The 14,281-nt window shown below is 70.5% G+C and carries 14 protein-coding genes and 1 pseudogene; 9 read left to right on the top strand and 6 right to left on the bottom strand.

The window, feature by feature from the left end; all coding sequences use genetic code 11:
- Positions 1-624: 624 nt before the first annotated feature.
- A complete protein-coding gene (locus ACFYPR_RS16340) occupies positions 625-879 on the bottom strand; it encodes an SCO4848 family membrane protein (protein ID WP_266247133.1) in 255 nt (84 codons plus the stop codon).
- 179 nt (positions 880-1,058) lie between these two features.
- On the opposite strand from ACFYPR_RS16340, the gene ACFYPR_RS16335 reads away from it, so the two are divergent.
- The 4 genes from ACFYPR_RS16335 to ACFYPR_RS16320 all read left to right on the top strand — a co-directional run bounded on the left by ACFYPR_RS16335 (position 1,059) and on the right by ACFYPR_RS16320 (position 3,170).
- A complete protein-coding gene (locus tag ACFYPR_RS16335; protein ID WP_354862997.1) occupies positions 1,059-1,235 on the top strand; it encodes a hypothetical protein in 177 nt (58 codons plus the stop codon).
- Positions 1,236-1,325: 90 nt separating this feature from the next.
- Entirely contained in the window at positions 1,326-2,384 is a 1,059-nt protein-coding gene (trpS, locus tag ACFYPR_RS16330; RefSeq protein ID WP_387260607.1) for a tryptophan--tRNA ligase, read from the top strand.
- 22 nt (positions 2,385-2,406) lie between these two features.
- A complete protein-coding gene (locus ACFYPR_RS16325; RefSeq protein WP_387260605.1) occupies positions 2,407-2,553 on the top strand; it encodes a hypothetical protein in 147 nt (48 codons plus the stop codon).
- A gap of 26 nt (positions 2,554-2,579) precedes the next feature.
- Positions 2,580-3,170 carry an HAD-IA family hydrolase gene (locus ACFYPR_RS16320; RefSeq protein ID WP_354862992.1) on the top strand — a complete coding sequence of 197 codons (591 nt, stop codon included), beginning with the start codon at positions 2,580-2,582 and terminating at the stop codon, positions 3,168-3,170.
- 4 nt (positions 3,171-3,174) lie between these two features.
- On the opposite strand, the gene ACFYPR_RS16315 is transcribed toward ACFYPR_RS16320, so the two are convergent.
- The gene (locus tag ACFYPR_RS16315; RefSeq protein WP_354862991.1) at positions 3,175-4,146 is read right to left on the bottom strand and encodes an NADP-dependent oxidoreductase; all 972 of its coding nucleotides are present in this window, start codon (positions 4,144-4,146) and stop codon (positions 3,175-3,177) included.
- A gap of 592 nt (positions 4,147-4,738) precedes the next feature.
- Here ACFYPR_RS16315 and ACFYPR_RS16310 point away from each other — a divergent pair.
- Together ACFYPR_RS16310 and ACFYPR_RS16305 are read left to right on the top strand one after the other, a co-directional pair.
- Positions 4,739-6,844, top strand: coding sequence for a cellulase family glycosylhydrolase (locus tag ACFYPR_RS16310; RefSeq protein ID WP_387260602.1), 2,106 nt, complete (start codon positions 4,739-4,741; stop codon positions 6,842-6,844).
- 240 nt (positions 6,845-7,084) lie between these two features.
- The gene (locus ACFYPR_RS16305; RefSeq protein WP_387260599.1) at positions 7,085-8,518 is read left to right on the top strand and encodes a non-reducing end alpha-L-arabinofuranosidase family hydrolase; all 1,434 of its coding nucleotides are present in this window, start codon (positions 7,085-7,087) and stop codon (positions 8,516-8,518) included.
- A gap of 110 nt (positions 8,519-8,628) precedes the next feature.
- Here the strand turns inward: ACFYPR_RS16305 and ACFYPR_RS16300 are convergent, their stop codons facing one another.
- Together ACFYPR_RS16300 and ACFYPR_RS16295 are read right to left on the bottom strand one after the other, a co-directional pair.
- The gene (locus ACFYPR_RS16300; RefSeq protein ID WP_387260596.1) at positions 8,629-9,285 is read right to left on the bottom strand and encodes a response regulator; all 657 of its coding nucleotides are present in this window, start codon (positions 9,283-9,285) and stop codon (positions 8,629-8,631) included.
- On the bottom strand, positions 9,273-10,499 hold the full coding sequence (locus ACFYPR_RS16295; protein ID WP_387260594.1) for a sensor histidine kinase: 1,227 nt from the start codon (positions 10,497-10,499) through the stop codon (positions 9,273-9,275). Before ACFYPR_RS16295 ends, ACFYPR_RS16300 begins: the two co-directional genes overlap by 13 nt.
- 170 nt (positions 10,500-10,669) lie before the next feature.
- On the opposite strand from ACFYPR_RS16295, the gene ACFYPR_RS16290 reads away from it, so the two are divergent.
- A complete protein-coding gene (locus tag ACFYPR_RS16290) occupies positions 10,670-10,888 on the top strand; it encodes a hypothetical protein (RefSeq protein ID WP_354862891.1) in 219 nt (72 codons plus the stop codon).
- Positions 10,889-10,931: 43 nt separating this feature from the next.
- Here the strand turns inward: ACFYPR_RS16290 and ACFYPR_RS16285 are convergent, their stop codons facing one another.
- Positions 10,932-11,288: a hypothetical protein gene (locus ACFYPR_RS16285; protein WP_387260591.1), complete on the bottom strand. Its 357-nt coding sequence runs from the start codon at positions 11,286-11,288 to the stop codon at positions 10,932-10,934.
- Positions 11,289-11,301: 13 nt separating this feature from the next.
- A pseudogene (locus ACFYPR_RS16280) lies at positions 11,302-11,913 on the bottom strand (serine hydrolase); the annotation flags it as partial.
- 354 nt (positions 11,914-12,267) lie between these two features.
- On the opposite strand from ACFYPR_RS16280, the gene ACFYPR_RS16275 reads away from it, so the two are divergent.
- Both ACFYPR_RS16275 and ACFYPR_RS16270 read left to right on the top strand, forming a co-directional pair.
- Positions 12,268-12,798, top strand: a complete 531-nt coding sequence (locus ACFYPR_RS16275) for a SigE family RNA polymerase sigma factor (protein ID WP_354862881.1) — start codon at positions 12,268-12,270, stop codon at positions 12,796-12,798.
- Positions 12,795-14,219 (top strand): hypothetical protein, encoded by a 1,425-nt coding sequence (locus ACFYPR_RS16270; RefSeq protein ID WP_387260588.1) that lies wholly within the window; start codon positions 12,795-12,797, stop codon positions 14,217-14,219. The genes ACFYPR_RS16275 and ACFYPR_RS16270 overlap by 4 nt, the downstream gene beginning before the upstream one ends.
- Positions 14,220-14,281: the final 62 nt, after the last annotated feature.

Here is a 14,281-nt window from a genome sequence, read left to right as displayed (position 1 = left end):
AAGGCTCGACCAATCCGGGGTATAAATCATAATTGGCACTGGCTTTACAAGCACCCTGTTGAGTTCTCAAAGAACAACCACACACCGATCAGAAGACCCAACCAGTGGGCCACCATCCCGGGGCTTTTCGTACCGCGTCCCCGCCGCTCTCGCGCCGGGCACTTTTACTACGTTACCTCACCGTCTTCGCCGTGTCAAACCGTGTGTCCCGGTCTGTCGTGCTTCGTACGGGTTGGTCCCGGCGCACTCACGCAGCAGCGAACCGCTGCGTCAGGTCGTCGGATTTGGCAGGCCGGCCGCTGCGGTGTCCCGCAGTCTCGCCCGGTGCCCTGCCGGTCGTGAACCTTACCCGGTCGGTTCCGCTGCGCCAAATCCGCCTCGCGGCTGATCCGGTGAGCCCCGCCCGAACCGTGCCCCGCAGAGGCGAACCCCTGCCTGACCCGGCTGCCTGCCCGATCCGGTGCTCCAGGTCTTTCGCCCTGTTTGCCCCGTTCCGCGCTGGCAGAGAGAAAGTTACGCGTCCGTGGGTTTGATCGTCAAATCGGCGGGTAGCGTCCCGCGTCACACTGATTCCCCTCCGCGTCGGATCAGCCATCCGGACGCCTCGCCGAGCAGCGGCGGAGGTCAGGACGCCTGCCGTCGGCGGGCGGCAAACCAGGCTCGGATGCCGAGCACACCGACGGTGGTTCCGATGGCCAGGGACGCGGCGATCAGCAGGGCGTGCACCCACAGGAAGCTGGTGGCGGCGCCGTCGGCCACCGTGCCGGAGGCCCAGGATCGGGGGTCCTGCCAGATGGCGACGGCGAATCTCGGCCAGATCACCCAGGTCCAGATCCCGACCCCGACCAGGAAGAGAGCCCACCCTCGCGACAGCACCATGGCAGCCGAGTATGCCAGCGCACCCGATCCGCGAGCTGGCCAAGGACGCAACGGACGCGACGCCCGGACCGCGCGCCGCCGACCGGAGCTGGCACTCCAAGCAGCCCGTTTCCGGCCACGCCGGGGTGGGCAGTGCGATGGAGGACAGCTCAGGACCGTCCCCCGGGTAACGTGAGGCCGTGGTCCGGACGGGCAGTTGCGTGTCGGAGGCGGTCGATGTGGTCGACGGCCTGCCGTGCGGTGTCGTGCCCACGGTCCCGGCCAGCTCCGGCGACGGCCGTGAGCACTTCCTGGACGTACTCCGTGCCGGTGGTCTGCGGTACCGCGCCGGCGCGCGATGGCGGACGGCTCGCTGAGCCCTGTTTCCGCTTACCGAGGGGGCCTGTTCGCCCCACTCGGCGCGCGCCCACGCGTGACCCACCCACCCGCATGAGAGGCACCTCGCCATGTCCATCGCACGAATGCTCACCGGCGACCGGCCCACCGGCCGCCTGCACCTTGGCCACTACGTCGGCAGCATCGCCAACCGGGTGCGGCTGCACCAGCGCTACGAGAGCTTCTTCATCATCGCTGACCTGCACATGCTGACCACCCGCAACCGCCGGGAGGACATCGACCAGGTCTCCGGCAATGCCCGCGAGATGGTGACCGACATCCTCGCCGCCGGCGTCGACCCGGCGCGTGCCACGTTCTACCTCCAGTCGGCAATTCCGGAGGTCGGCGACCTCAACACGCTTCTGCAGAACCTGGTGACCGTTCCCCGGCTGGAACGGGTGCCCTCGTTGAAGGACATGGCCCGCGACGCGGGCAAGGAGGAGATGCCGTACGGGCTGCTCGGTTATCCGGTGCTCCAGGCGGCGGACATCCTGTGCGTGAAGGGGGAGGTGGTCCCGGTCGGCCGGGACAACGCCGCCCACGTCGAGGTGACCCGGGAGATCGCCCGCCGCTTCAACCACCTGTACGGGCCGGTGTTCCCGGTGCCCGAGCTGATCCCGGCGGACACGCCCAGTCTGGTGGGCACCGACGGCACGGCCAAGATGAGCAAGAGTCGGGGCAACACGATCGCGTTGTCGGACGACGCGGCGACGGTGCGCCGCAAGGTGCGCGGGATGTACACCGACCCGAGCCGGGTGCGGGCCGACGTGCCGGGGACGGTGGAGGGCAACCCGGTCTTCGCGTACCACGAGGTGTTCAACCCGGACCGTGCCGAGGTGGCCGACCTGGCCGACCGTTACCGGGCCGGTCAGGTGGGTGACGTGGAGGTCAAGGAGCGGCTGGTCGTCGCGCTGGAGACGTTCCTGGCGCCGATCCGGGAGCGCCGGGCCGCGATCGAGGCCGACCGGGGACTTGTCGATCGGCTGATCGTCGAGGGCACCGAGCGGACCCGGCAGGAGGTACGCCAGACCCTGACGGAGGTACGCCGGGCGATGGGGCTGACCGGGGCGTACCAGCAGATGCGGCGGCGGGCCGAGCGGACCCGGCGCCGGACGGACGCCCCGGCCTGACGCGGGCGATCGGGTCTCCTCGTTGCCACGGGGAGACCCGACGTGCCCCCGGGGGGCGCAGAACGACCCTGCTGGCGATGCGGCGTACCGGGACGCGTTGGCGCTGGTCGGCACCGAGCCGGAACGAGCGCACCTGCTGCGTCGGCTGGCATCCGTCGACGAGGAGTGAGCGGATTCCCGCTGTACCCTTCCTCGATGACTCTGCCTCTGCCGCCCGGTGAGTTCGCCGCGTACCTGTTCGACTGCGACGGCACCATCGTCGACTCGATGCCGCTGCACTACGTGGCGTGGCGGCGGGCGCTCGACGAGTGGGGCTGCGAGTTCCCGGAGGACCTCTTCTACGCCTGGGGTGGCCGGCCGACCGCCGACATCATCGTCGAACTGAACGAGCGGCAGGGTCTGGCGATGCCGGTGGCGACCGTCGTCGAGAACCGCGAGCGCATCTACCAGGAGTTGCTGCCGCAGGTCGCCGCCGTGCCCGAGGTGGTGGCGCACATCCACGACGCGCACCGCCGGGTGCCGTTCGCCGTCGTCTCCGGCAGCACCCGGGCCACGGTCACCGCCTCCCTCGACGCGCTCGGTCTGCTGGACCGCTTCGACGTGCTGGTGTGCGCCGAGGACTACACGCGGGCCAAGCCCGACCCGGAGGCGTTCCTGCTCGCGGCGCGGCAGCTCGGCGTGCCCCCGGGCTCCTGCCTGGTCTTCGAGGACACCGACCTGGGCATCCAGGCCGCGACGGCGGCCGGGATGGCTTCGGTACGCGTGCCGCAACAGCGCGTCGGCTGACGCCTCAGGCGATCGTCAGCAGCAGCTTGCCCAGGTAGGAGCTCTCCAGGCGCTTGTGCGCCTCCCGCACCTTGCCCAGCGGGAACGTCTCGGCGACGTGCACCACGAACGGCCCGGCCTCGATGAGTTCGTTGAGGCGCTGCAACTGTCCGCGGTTGGCCACACCGTCGTACGCCCGGACCGACACACCGGACCGTTCGCGCGGTTCCGGCCGCACCCCGTGGGCGTACGCGACGACCCCGCCGTCGGACAGCGTCTCGGTGAGCCGGTCCAGCGTCTTCCCGCCGGCCATCGCCAGGATGCCGTCCACTCCTTCCGGGGCCGCGTCCCGGATCGTCGCGAGCACCTCGTCGGCGTCGGCGTGGCCGTCGAGAGACACGTCGGCGCCGAGGCGGGTCATCAGCGCGACCCCGTCGCTGCCGGAGGCCACCGCGATCACGTTGAGCCCCTGTCGCTTGGCCAACTGCACGGCCAGGTGGCCCTGCCCACCGCTCGCACCGAAGATCAACAGCCAGGCGCCCGGCGGCAGGCTGAGGGTGTCCAGCCCGGCCAGCGCGGTCAGCGCGTCGGTGGGCATCGCACCGGCGTGCTCGGCCGGCACACCGTCGGGCAGCCTCGCGACGTACTCGGCCTTGACGGCCGCGTACTCGGCGTAGAAGCCGCCCTTCGGTCGGCTGGTGGCGGCGGCGTAGACCAGGTCACCCACCGCGAGATCGGTCACCTGGCTGCCGACCGCGATGACGGTTCCGGCGCCGTCCGGGCCGGGCACGATCGGAAACTCGGTGCCCTCGGGCACCAGCATGCCCTGCCGCTCGTAGACGTCCCACACGCCCACGCCGGCGCTCAGGACCTTGATCAGCACCTCGTCGGCGGCGGCCTCGGGTACCGGAAGTTTCCGCAGGGTGATCACCTCCGGCCCGCCGAACTCGTCCAGCGCCGCAGCCTGCATCCGCTCTGGCACGTCCGCGTCAACCATGTGGGCTTCCTCTCCGGGCCGGCGTCACCGTCGCAGCATGCCGGCTCGGCGGCGGGCCCGGCCCGGTGCTCGGTGCCGTTCACCCACAAGGGCGACCGGCCGCAGTCGGTGCACCCCCAAGGGCGTGTTTCGACGGTGTGGCGAAGTACTCGGCATGTCCTCGTCGTACGACGCGGGCTCGTTCACGGCCGAGCGCTGCGCGGCCGCCATCGGGCGGGCGTGGCAGCCATGCTCAACAACCTGACCGGCGGTGTCTTCATGCTGGAGTACGAATTGCAGTGAACGGGGCGGGCATATCTTGCCCATCAATCGGTGAATGACTATGTTATCGATAACATAGCGATCGTTGCGGGAGCCTCGCCGCTCGCGCGGACCCTCGGGCAGTGTCCGCGCAATCCACGTTCCCGGCCGCGTCGTCCAGGCGACCACGGCCCCACGCGCACGGGCATCGCGCATTCGCCATCCCGCATGCGGTCGCCGGGTGCCAGGCCCCCGTCCGGGCACACCTCGACCCGTCAGGACCGGGTGGCCGGCGGCCGGCGAACGTCGACACCCCATTCACCACAGCGCCAGCATGGCGAGGAGTCTCCTGATGAGTTCGCACGGTTTCCCACGAACACGGCGACGGGTCGGCCTGGTCGCCGGCGCGGTGGCCCTGATGGTCACCGCGGGCATGATGGTCGCCGGCAACGCCCAGGCCGCGGCCGGCTGCCAAGTGGCGTATGCCGTCCCGTCCCAGTGGCAGGGCGGCTTCACCGCCGACGTGAAGGTCACCAACCTCGGTGACGCGGTCAACGGCTGGAGCCTGAGCTGGGCCTTCCCGTCCGGCCAGCGGGTGACCCAGGCGTGGAACGCCACCGTCACCTCCTCGGGCGACCAGGTCACCGCGAAGAACGTGAGCTACAACGCCGCCATCGGCACGAACGCCTCCGTCTCCTTCGGCTTCAACGGGTCCTGGACGGGCAGCAACACCGCGCCGGCCTCGTTCGCCCTCAACGGCGTCACGTGCACCGGAAGTGTGGGCGGCACGCCGTCCCCGACCCCGACCGTCACCCCGTCCCCGACGCCGACGACATCCCCGTCCACGTCTCCGTCCCCGTCACCCGGCGGTGACGCGGCGGCGACGGTGGCGGCGATGCAGCCCGGCTGGAACGTGGGCAACACCCTCGACGCCATCCCGGACGAGACCGCATGGGGCAATCCGCTGATCACCCAGGCCATGCTGCACGAGGTACGGGCACAGGGGTACAACAGCATCCGGATCCCGATCACGTGGAGCAACCACCATGGTCCGGCGCCGACGTACACCATCGACCCGGTCTGGTTGAGCCGGGTCCAGCAGGTGGTCGACTGGTCGCTGGCCGAGGGCCTGTACGTGATGATCAACCTCCATCACGACTCCTGGCAGTGGATCAACGGCTACCCGGGCGACCGCACGAACGTGATGAACCGCTACACCGCGCTGTGGACCCAGATCGCCACGAGGTTCCGCGACCACTCGTCGAAGCTCGTCTTCGAGAACATCAACGAACCGCAGTTCACCGGCACCTCGGGCGACGCCCAGAGCGACGAGGTGCTGCGCGAGCTCCACGTCGCGTTCGTCCGCCTCGTCCGCCAGTCCGGCGGGACCAACGCCACCCGACTGCTGGTGCTGCCCACCCTCAACACCAACTCCAACCAGGCTCAGCTCGACGCGCTGGCGACCACGATCGCGCAGCTGAACGACCGCAACATCGCGGCGACCGTCCACTTCTACGGGTGGTGGCCGTTCAGCGTGAACATCGCCGACGGCACCCGTTACGACACCAACGTCGAGCAGGACATGGTCGACGGCTTCGACCGGGTGCGCAACACCTTCGCGGCGCGGGGTGTACCGGTGATCGTGGGCGAGTGGGGTCTGCTCAGCTACGACTACACCCGACCCGGCATCATCGAACGCGGCGAGCTGCTGAAGTTCTTCGAGGCCGTCGGCTACCAGGCCCGGATCAAAAAGTTCACCACCATGCTCTGGGACGCGGGGTCGTTCCTCAACCGCAACACCCTGCAGTGGCGGGACCCGGGCCTGCTGGCACTGATGAAGACGAGCGTGACCACCAGGTCGGCCACGGCCTCCTCGGATCAGGTCTACGTACGCCGCACCGGCACCATCACCAGCAGGACCCTCACGCTGAACCTGAACGGCGCCTCGTTCCAGGGACTGCGGCAGGGCAGCACCAACCTCGTCAACGGCACCGACTACACGGTCTCCGGGACCACGCTCACCCTGACCAGCTCGGCGCTGACCCGGCTGGTCGGCAACCGCGCCCCCGGTGTGAACGCGACCATCGAGGCCCGCTTCTCGCAGGGCGTGCCGTGGCAGATCAGCATCATCTCCTACGACCCGCCGACCCAGGCCGCCGCCACCGGGACGACCGCCTCCTTCACCATCCCCACCCAGTTCCGAGGTGACCAGCTCGCCACGATGGAGGCCAGGTACGCCGACGGCTCTGCCGCCGGGCCGGCGAACTGGACCACCTACAAGGAGTTCTGGAGCACCTTCCAGCCTGACTACGCGGCGAACACGATCCTGTTGAAGCCCGAGTTCTTCGCCGAGGTCAACGATGGTCCGATCATTCTCACCTTCCATTTCTGGAGCGGAACGCAGATCACCTACCGGCTGACCAAGTCCGGTGGCACGGTCACCGGCAGCGTCGGCTGACGACGCCTCGGTCGCCGTTCGCACGACGTCCGAGGACCGGCACGGCCGTCCTGCGTGCAGCGCACCGGGGCGGCCGTGCCGGCCTGTTCGGAGGGCCCACGATGACGGTCCGACGCCTTCAAGGCATCGAGGTTGATGGTTTGGGAGCGCTCCCGTAACATACCCGACGCGGCTGTTAACGCTCACCTAACAATGATTCCCACGAATGTGGAGGCCGCCATCCCGTCAGGAGGGTGCTTGATGACCATATTTAGAGCGACCAATGTCGGCCTCGTCTCGGCCGGTGTCGCGTTGCTGGCGTCGGCCACGGTCGTCGTGGCGATGCCGGCCGGTGCCGCCGCAGCGGGCTGCTCGGTGAACTACGCCGTGTCGTCGCAGTGGCAGGGCGGGTTCGGTGCCAACGTGACGATCACGAACCTCGGTGATCCGTTGAGCAGTTGGACGTTGACGTGGTCGTACAGCGCCGGGCAGACGGTGACGCAGTCGTGGAACACGACGTTGACGCAGAGCGGTGCGGCGGTGACCGCGCGCAACGTGAGCTACAACGGTTCGGTCGCGACCAACGGCACGGTGTCGTTCGGCTTCAACGGGTCCTGGACGAGCAGCAACCCGGCCCCGACGAGCTTCGCCCTGAACGGCGTGACCTGCAACGGTGGCACCACGCCGACGCCACCGGTGACCGACACGCCCGCACCGCCGACGACCCCACCGCCCACCACGCCACCGCCCACGACACCGCCGCCCACCACGCCGCCCCCGGGCGGCACGTGTGATCTGCCGTCGTCGTACCGGTGGTCGTCGACCGGCGCGTTGGCGCAGCCGAAGTCGGGTTGGGTGTCACTCAAGGACTTCACCGTCGCCCCCTACAACGGACGGCAACTGGTCTACGCCACCACCCACGACACCGGCACCCGGTGGGGCTCGATGAACTTCGGCCTGTTCACCAACTGGTCCGACATGGCCTCCGCCAGCCAGAACACCATGAACAACGCCACCGTCGCCCCCACCCTGTTCTACTTCGCCCCCCGCAACATCTGGGTCCTGGCCTACCAGTGGGGCGGCACCGCGTTCTCCTACCGCACCTCCACCGACCCCACCAACCCCAACGGCTGGTCCGCCGCCCAAACCCTGTTCACCGGCAGCATCACCGGCTCCGGCACCGGCCCCATCGACCAAACCCTCATCGCCGACAACACCACCATGTACCTCTTCTTCGCCGGCGACAACGGCAAGATCTACCGCGCCAGCATGCCCATCGGCAACTTCCCCGGCAGCTTCGGCAGCACCTACACCACCATCATGAGCGACTCCACCAACAACCTCTTCGAAGCCGTCCAGGTCTACAAACTCCAAAACCAGAACCGCTACCTCATGCTCGTCGAAGCCATCGGCTCCCAAGGCCGCTACTTCCGCTCCTTCACCGCCACCAGCCTCGCCGGCACCTGGACCCCCCAAGCCGCCACCGAAAGCAACCCCTTCGCCGGCAAAGCCAACAGCGGCGCCACCTGGACCAACGACATCAGCCACGGCGAACTCATCCGCACCACCGCCGACCAAACCTTCACCATCGACCCCTGCAACCTCCAACTCCTCTACCAAGGCCGATCCCCCAACTCCGGCGGCGACTACGGCCTCCTGCCCTACCGCCCGGGCCTGCTCACCCTGCGGCGCTGACGCTCCGCCACTCCACGACCCGGGGCGGGTTCGGCATGGCGCCGAACCCGCCCCGGGCCGTACGTCCCTCGGCCGCCGCGACGTTCGGGGCGGGTCCAGGCATGCCGGCGCTACCGCTGGGCGCCGTCCAGGTAGCGCAGCACCGCGGTGACCCGGCGGTCGGCCCGGTCGTCCGGCGGGAGCTGGAGTTTCGCGAAGATGCTGCGGATGTGCTTGTGCACCGCGCCGTCGGTGACGAACAGCCGCTCGGCGATCGCCGTGTTGCCGAGCCCCTCGGCCATCAGCCCCAACACCTCACGCTCGCGCGGCGACAGCTCGCCCAGCGCGGTGTCCGGCCGGCGGTTGCGGGCGAGCAACTGCGCCACCACCTCCGGGTCGATCACGCTGCCGCCGTCCGCGACGCGACGCAGCGCGGTGAGGAACTCCTCGACCCGGCCCACCCGTTCCTTCAACAGATAACCGAGCCCGGCGGCGCCGACCGAGAACAGTTCGGTGGCGAACGCCTGCTCCACGTACGCCGACAGGACCAGCACCGCGAGGCCGGGTCTGCGGCGGCGGGCCTCCACCGCTGCCACGATGCCCTCGTCGGTGTGGGTCGGCGGCATCCGTACGTCGACGATCGCCACGTCCGGCGCGTGCTCGTCGACCGCGACCAGGAACTCTCCCGGGGTGCCCGCCGTGGCGACCACGTCCAGCTCCTCCGCCCGCAACAGCAGCGCCAAACCCTCCCGCAACAGCGGGTCGTCCTCGGCGATCACGATCCGCATGGCAGCTCCACGTGCATCCTCGTCGGCCCTCCCGATGGGCTGGTCAGCGTCATTCGCCCGTCGTACGCCTCGACCCGCCGGCGGATGCCGGTGAGCCCGGAGCCGCGTGCCTCGTCGGCGTCGCCGCGCCCGTCGTCCTCGATGGTGACCAGCAGCCGGCCGTGCTCGCGGCGTACGGCGACGTCCACCTGACTCGCCCCGCTGTGCCGGACCACGTTCGTCAGCGCCTCGGCCACCACGAAGTACGCGGTGGCCTCGACCGACGCCGCGCAGCGGACGGTCACGTCCACCGCGAGCCGGCACGGAACCGCGCAACTGCCGGCCAGGCCCGCCAGCGCCCCGGCGAGGCCCCGGTCGTCCAGTACGGGCGGCAGGATGCCGCGCACCACCGTCCGCAGTTCGCCGAGCGCCTGTTCCGCCGCGTCCTGCGCCTGCCCGAGGATCTCGTCGGCCCGGTCCGGGTCGCGCCGTACCGCCCGGCGCGCGGCGCCAAGCAGCACGTTGACCGCTACCAGCCGATTCTGCGTGCCGTCGTGCAGTGACCGCTCGATGCGGCGCAACTCCAAGGCGTGGGCGTCCAGCGCCGCGGCCCGGGTGGCGGTCAGCGCGGCGACCCGCAGCGACAGGTCGACCCCCGGCGGCGGGGGCAGCAGCCACCGGCCGGGCCAGGACTGGAAGCGGGCCAGCGCCGGACCGAACCCGACCGCGGCGACCAGCCAGCCCACCCCGAGCAACCCGACCACGAGCGCCTCGGACAGCCCGTCGATGCGCCACCAACCGATCCCCGGTGCGCCGGCCTCGGGCGGGACCAGTCGGTACCACAGCGGGAACGTGATGTCCTGAAGGGCGTACAGCGGCAGGGCGAGGCCGACCAGGCCGGACACCAGGCCGGTGATCGAGTGGAGCGTGACCCAGCCGAGCTCCCGGCGGACGAACGGGTCGCGCACCGCCTCCCGCAGCTCCTCCGGCACCGGCCCGGGAGCCGGGATCGTCGTGCCCAGACGGGACAGCCGAGCGCGCTCCCGATCGGCCACCGAGCGCACCGTCCGCGACGCGCCGGGCGCCAGCCGCAGACCCACCCCGACCAGGCAGGCCAGTGCCACGACCACCACCCAGCACAGCGCGGCCAACGCCAGCAGCGCGGTGCCCAGCCCGCCGACGAGGTGTTCGAGGGCGTCGACCGAGGCGCGCACCCGGCCCCGCACGTACGCCATCGCCGCCCACCTCCCGCGCCAACATAGGCCACCGCGAGCACGGCCGGCAGCGTCCGCGGCGGAAAGTACAGCCTGCTGTACCGCCGGTCGTCGAGCTGGCGGGATCGTCCCCGCCGGGGTCGCCCGCCTAGCGTCGATGGTGTCGTCGAACGTCACCGAGGGAGACAGTCATGACCGACCCGTACCGCATCATCGAGGCGCCCGCCGCCGCGCCGGAACGGCCCGGCGGCCTGCTACGTCCGCTGCTGTGGCTGGTGCTCTTCGTCAGCGCGGCGATCAACGCGGTGCTCTCGAGCGTTGTGGACAGCCCGTGGATCGGCTCGGTGTTCGGCCTGGTCGCGGTGCTCTGCGCGGCGGCGCTGATCGTCCACCACCGGCGCAACCGCTGACGTCGTCCCGTCGACGGCGCTCGTTTCACGGGCGTCGGGACGGTCAGCGCTCGGTGGCGCTGACCGTCATGCGCTGGGTGCCGAGCACCGAGAGCAGGCGCAGCGCCTCCGCGGAAGGTGAGCCCGGCACCGCGGTGTGGATGACGAGCCGCTGGTCACGGTCGGCGATGTCGAGGACGTCGCAGTTCACGGTCACCGGGCCGACCAGCGGGTGCTGAAAGGTCTTGATCAGGGTGTGCCCGTCGTCGACGTCGTGCGACTCCCACAGTTCGCGGAACCGTTGGCTGCCCGCGAGCAGGTCGCGGACCAGCGCCGCCACCTCGGGGTCGTCGGGGTAGCGGGCGGCGGCGGCGCGTAGTCGCCGGGCCGAGCTGCGGGTGAACTCCTCGACGTCGGACACCCCGTACAGCAGCCCGCAGATCCTGGGTCAGGGCCCTCGCGGTGCTGGTGTCCCGCCGGTCACCCGGCCTCGCCTCGTTGAGCTCGGTCTCGTAGCGCGCCGGATCCGTGACCTTGTCTCCGACCTCGCGCAGTTCCTTCTCGAACTTCTGTGGTCCGCCGAGCTGACGCAACAGCAGGTTACCGGCGGTGTTGTCGCTGTAGCGCACGGCCGCGTCAGCGATCGCGCGCAGCGTCATGCCCTCGGCGACGTGCCGCTCCGTGATCGGCGAGTAGGTCACCAGGTCGTCCGCCGAGTACCGCACCACCCGGTCCAGCTCGACGTCGGTGGTCTCGTCGAGGACCTCGGCGGCGGCCAACGCCTTGTACGTCGAGCTGTACGCGAACCGCTCGTCGTCCCGGTACTGCACGGTCCGGCCAGTGCCGGTGTCGATCGCGTAGACCCCGAGCCGCGCGTCGAACCTCTCCTCCAGTTGCCGGAACTCGTGGTCCCGGTCAGCGGCGGTGGACGGGTTCACCGTTGCCGCACGGTCCGGCGTCGGCTGCTCGGCGGCATCGGCGGGGCCGCAGGCGGCCAGTGACACCACTGCCAGCGCGGTTACCAACCCGTCTGTCGAAAACACCATGATCGCTCCTTGTCGGTGTCGTGAGGTCCGGCGCGGGCGGCGCCGGTCGGACAAGGCTCGACCCTGACAGGGATTCGGCATGCGGTCGAAGACGGAACTGGCGGTGTTCATGCTGATCTGGCATCGCCCGCGCCCTGACCGACCTCGCTCCACCGCTCGACTCGGACCCGTCAGGAGCTGGTCCCGCGAAGGGACCATCGGCGCACCAGAAGGCAGAAGCCCAGGGCGGGACCGGTCAGGCGGCTGCGACACGTCCGTAGCCTCGTCGACGACCCACTCAACCCCGGACGCCTCCGGTCGCGTCTCTCTCTGCATCCGCTCGTGATCGCGAGGCGGATATGACCTGGAGGTGGCGTGAGTCGGTACGAGGACGACGAACAGTTCCGGCTGTTCGTACAACGACAGTGGGGGCCGTTGCTCCGAACGGCCTACCTGCTGACCGGCGACCGGGGAACAGCGGAGGACCTGGCGCAGTCGGCGTTGGAGAAGACTCATCGGCGCTGGGGGCGGGTACTGCGCAGGGACGCCCCCGAGGTCTACGTACGCCGGGTGATGGTCAACACGGCGATCTCCTGGCGGCGTCGGCGGCGGCCGCTGGAGGTGCCGCTGCTGACCTCCGACAGCGCGCCGACGCCGGACGCGTACGCGCAGGTGGAGGAGCGGCAACTGCTCCTCACCGCGCTGCGGCGGTTGCCCCCCAGGACCCAGGCGGTTCTGGTGCTGCGCTACTTCGAGGACCTCAGCGAGGCGGACACCGCCAAGGTTCTCGGCTGTTCCATCGGCTCGGTGAAGAGCCAGGCGTCGCGCGGGTTGGCCCGGATGCGGGTGGAGTTCGCCCCACCCGCTTCCCAGTCCCCGGTACGGCTTGAGGAGGAACTGGCATGACCGAGAGCTTCGCAGATTCGACGCTCAGTCCTGCGCTATGGCAGGCCGCGCACGGCGTCAACGTAGCTGAGGACCCGTGGCCGGGGTTCGCCCGGCGCGAGCGACGGCACCGGCGGACGCGGCTGATGCGGGCGGTGGTGGCCGCTGCGGTCGGAGTCGCGCTCGTGGGGGTCCAGACCAACGTGGTGCCCCTGCCCGGATGGGCGCCTGGCATCGCGGTCGCTGCCGCACCGACAGCGCTGCTCGACGCGCCGCCCCGGGGCGCGCTGGCCGGCGATCAGGCCTGGCTGGACACGCTGCGGGCGCGGATCAGCACCGACAGCCCGTTGGGTGGCTGGAGCCCGGACGGCATCTGGAAGGTCGGCGATCGTGACCGGATTCGTTTGCTTTACGGCAGTGACCAGCCGGGCCAGCGGGTCGCGCTGGTCGCGGTGCCGCTCCGCCTCGGCCTACTGAGCAAGGAGGCGCTGGTCTGGTACGTGGGTCCGGCCGGGGCCGGCGCCGAACAGATGCGCTACGCCGGCCACAGCGAGGGCGTCGACGACCCGGTGATGACCCTGATGCAGGCCGGTCCCGACCGGGGCGGATTCGCGGTCGTCGTCGGGCCGGCCGAGTCCACCGTGATGATCAGTGGCGACCCTCGGTACACACCGAGGGGAACCCTGGAGTACCAGGACTTCGCCAGGGCGGACGGCAGCGGGGTCGGGTTCGCCGTCCTGCCCCCCGCGCCGCTTCGGAACGAACCCGTCGTCCGGGTCAGCCGTGGCGACCAGCTGCTCTACCAGGGGGGCCTGGGCGGCGGCCCGTACGACGCGATCGACCCGACCGGACCGGAGATGGACGTCCTGCTCGCCGCCGCCCGACGGGGTGCCCGAGGTACGCCGGTGGACGATGCCAGCCTGCGCGACTTCGTCCAATCGGCACTCCTCGACAGTCGTCTCCCGGCTGCCGGGACGACAGTGCGGGTGCGTTGGTCGGGCAGCGGGCACGGCCAAGCCGCCACGCTGCTCACCGTGCAGCCTGCCGGCGGCGGGGTGATCGCGTACGCCAGACACGGCGACGACCGAACCGGCTGGTGGACCGACCTGCGGCTGCTGCTGCCGGCCGAGGGCGCCGACCAGCGACCAATCGGCTGGCGGATCCGGGCCGACGACGGCACCCGTCCGCCGACGGACCAGGTGCGGGTGATCGCCCCGCCGGACGCGGCCCGCGTCACGGTCACGATCGGCGGCGCACCCCCCGCCACGGTCACCCTCGACGCGTCGAACGCCGGCATCACCCGGATACCGCCGGACCAGCCGGCCACCCTCACCGCGTACTCCACGGACGGCAGCGTCCTCGGAGCCACTCCGGTGCCGCCGGTCGAGGCCGACATGTCGGGCCTGCCGGGCGACAGCCCGGCTACCCGGGTGACCCCCTGACGAACCGAAAGCGTGGGCGAGCCGTCCGAAGACGGCTCGCCCACGCCGCCGTCCGCAGTCAG

The organism is Micromonospora sp. NPDC005254 (genome assembly GCF_042872525.1).
Taxonomy (GTDB): domain Bacteria; phylum Actinomycetota; class Actinomycetes; order Mycobacteriales; family Micromonosporaceae; genus Micromonospora.
Note: the sequence above shows the minus strand (reverse complement) of the source record. Positions and strands in the feature narration are given on the sequence as shown.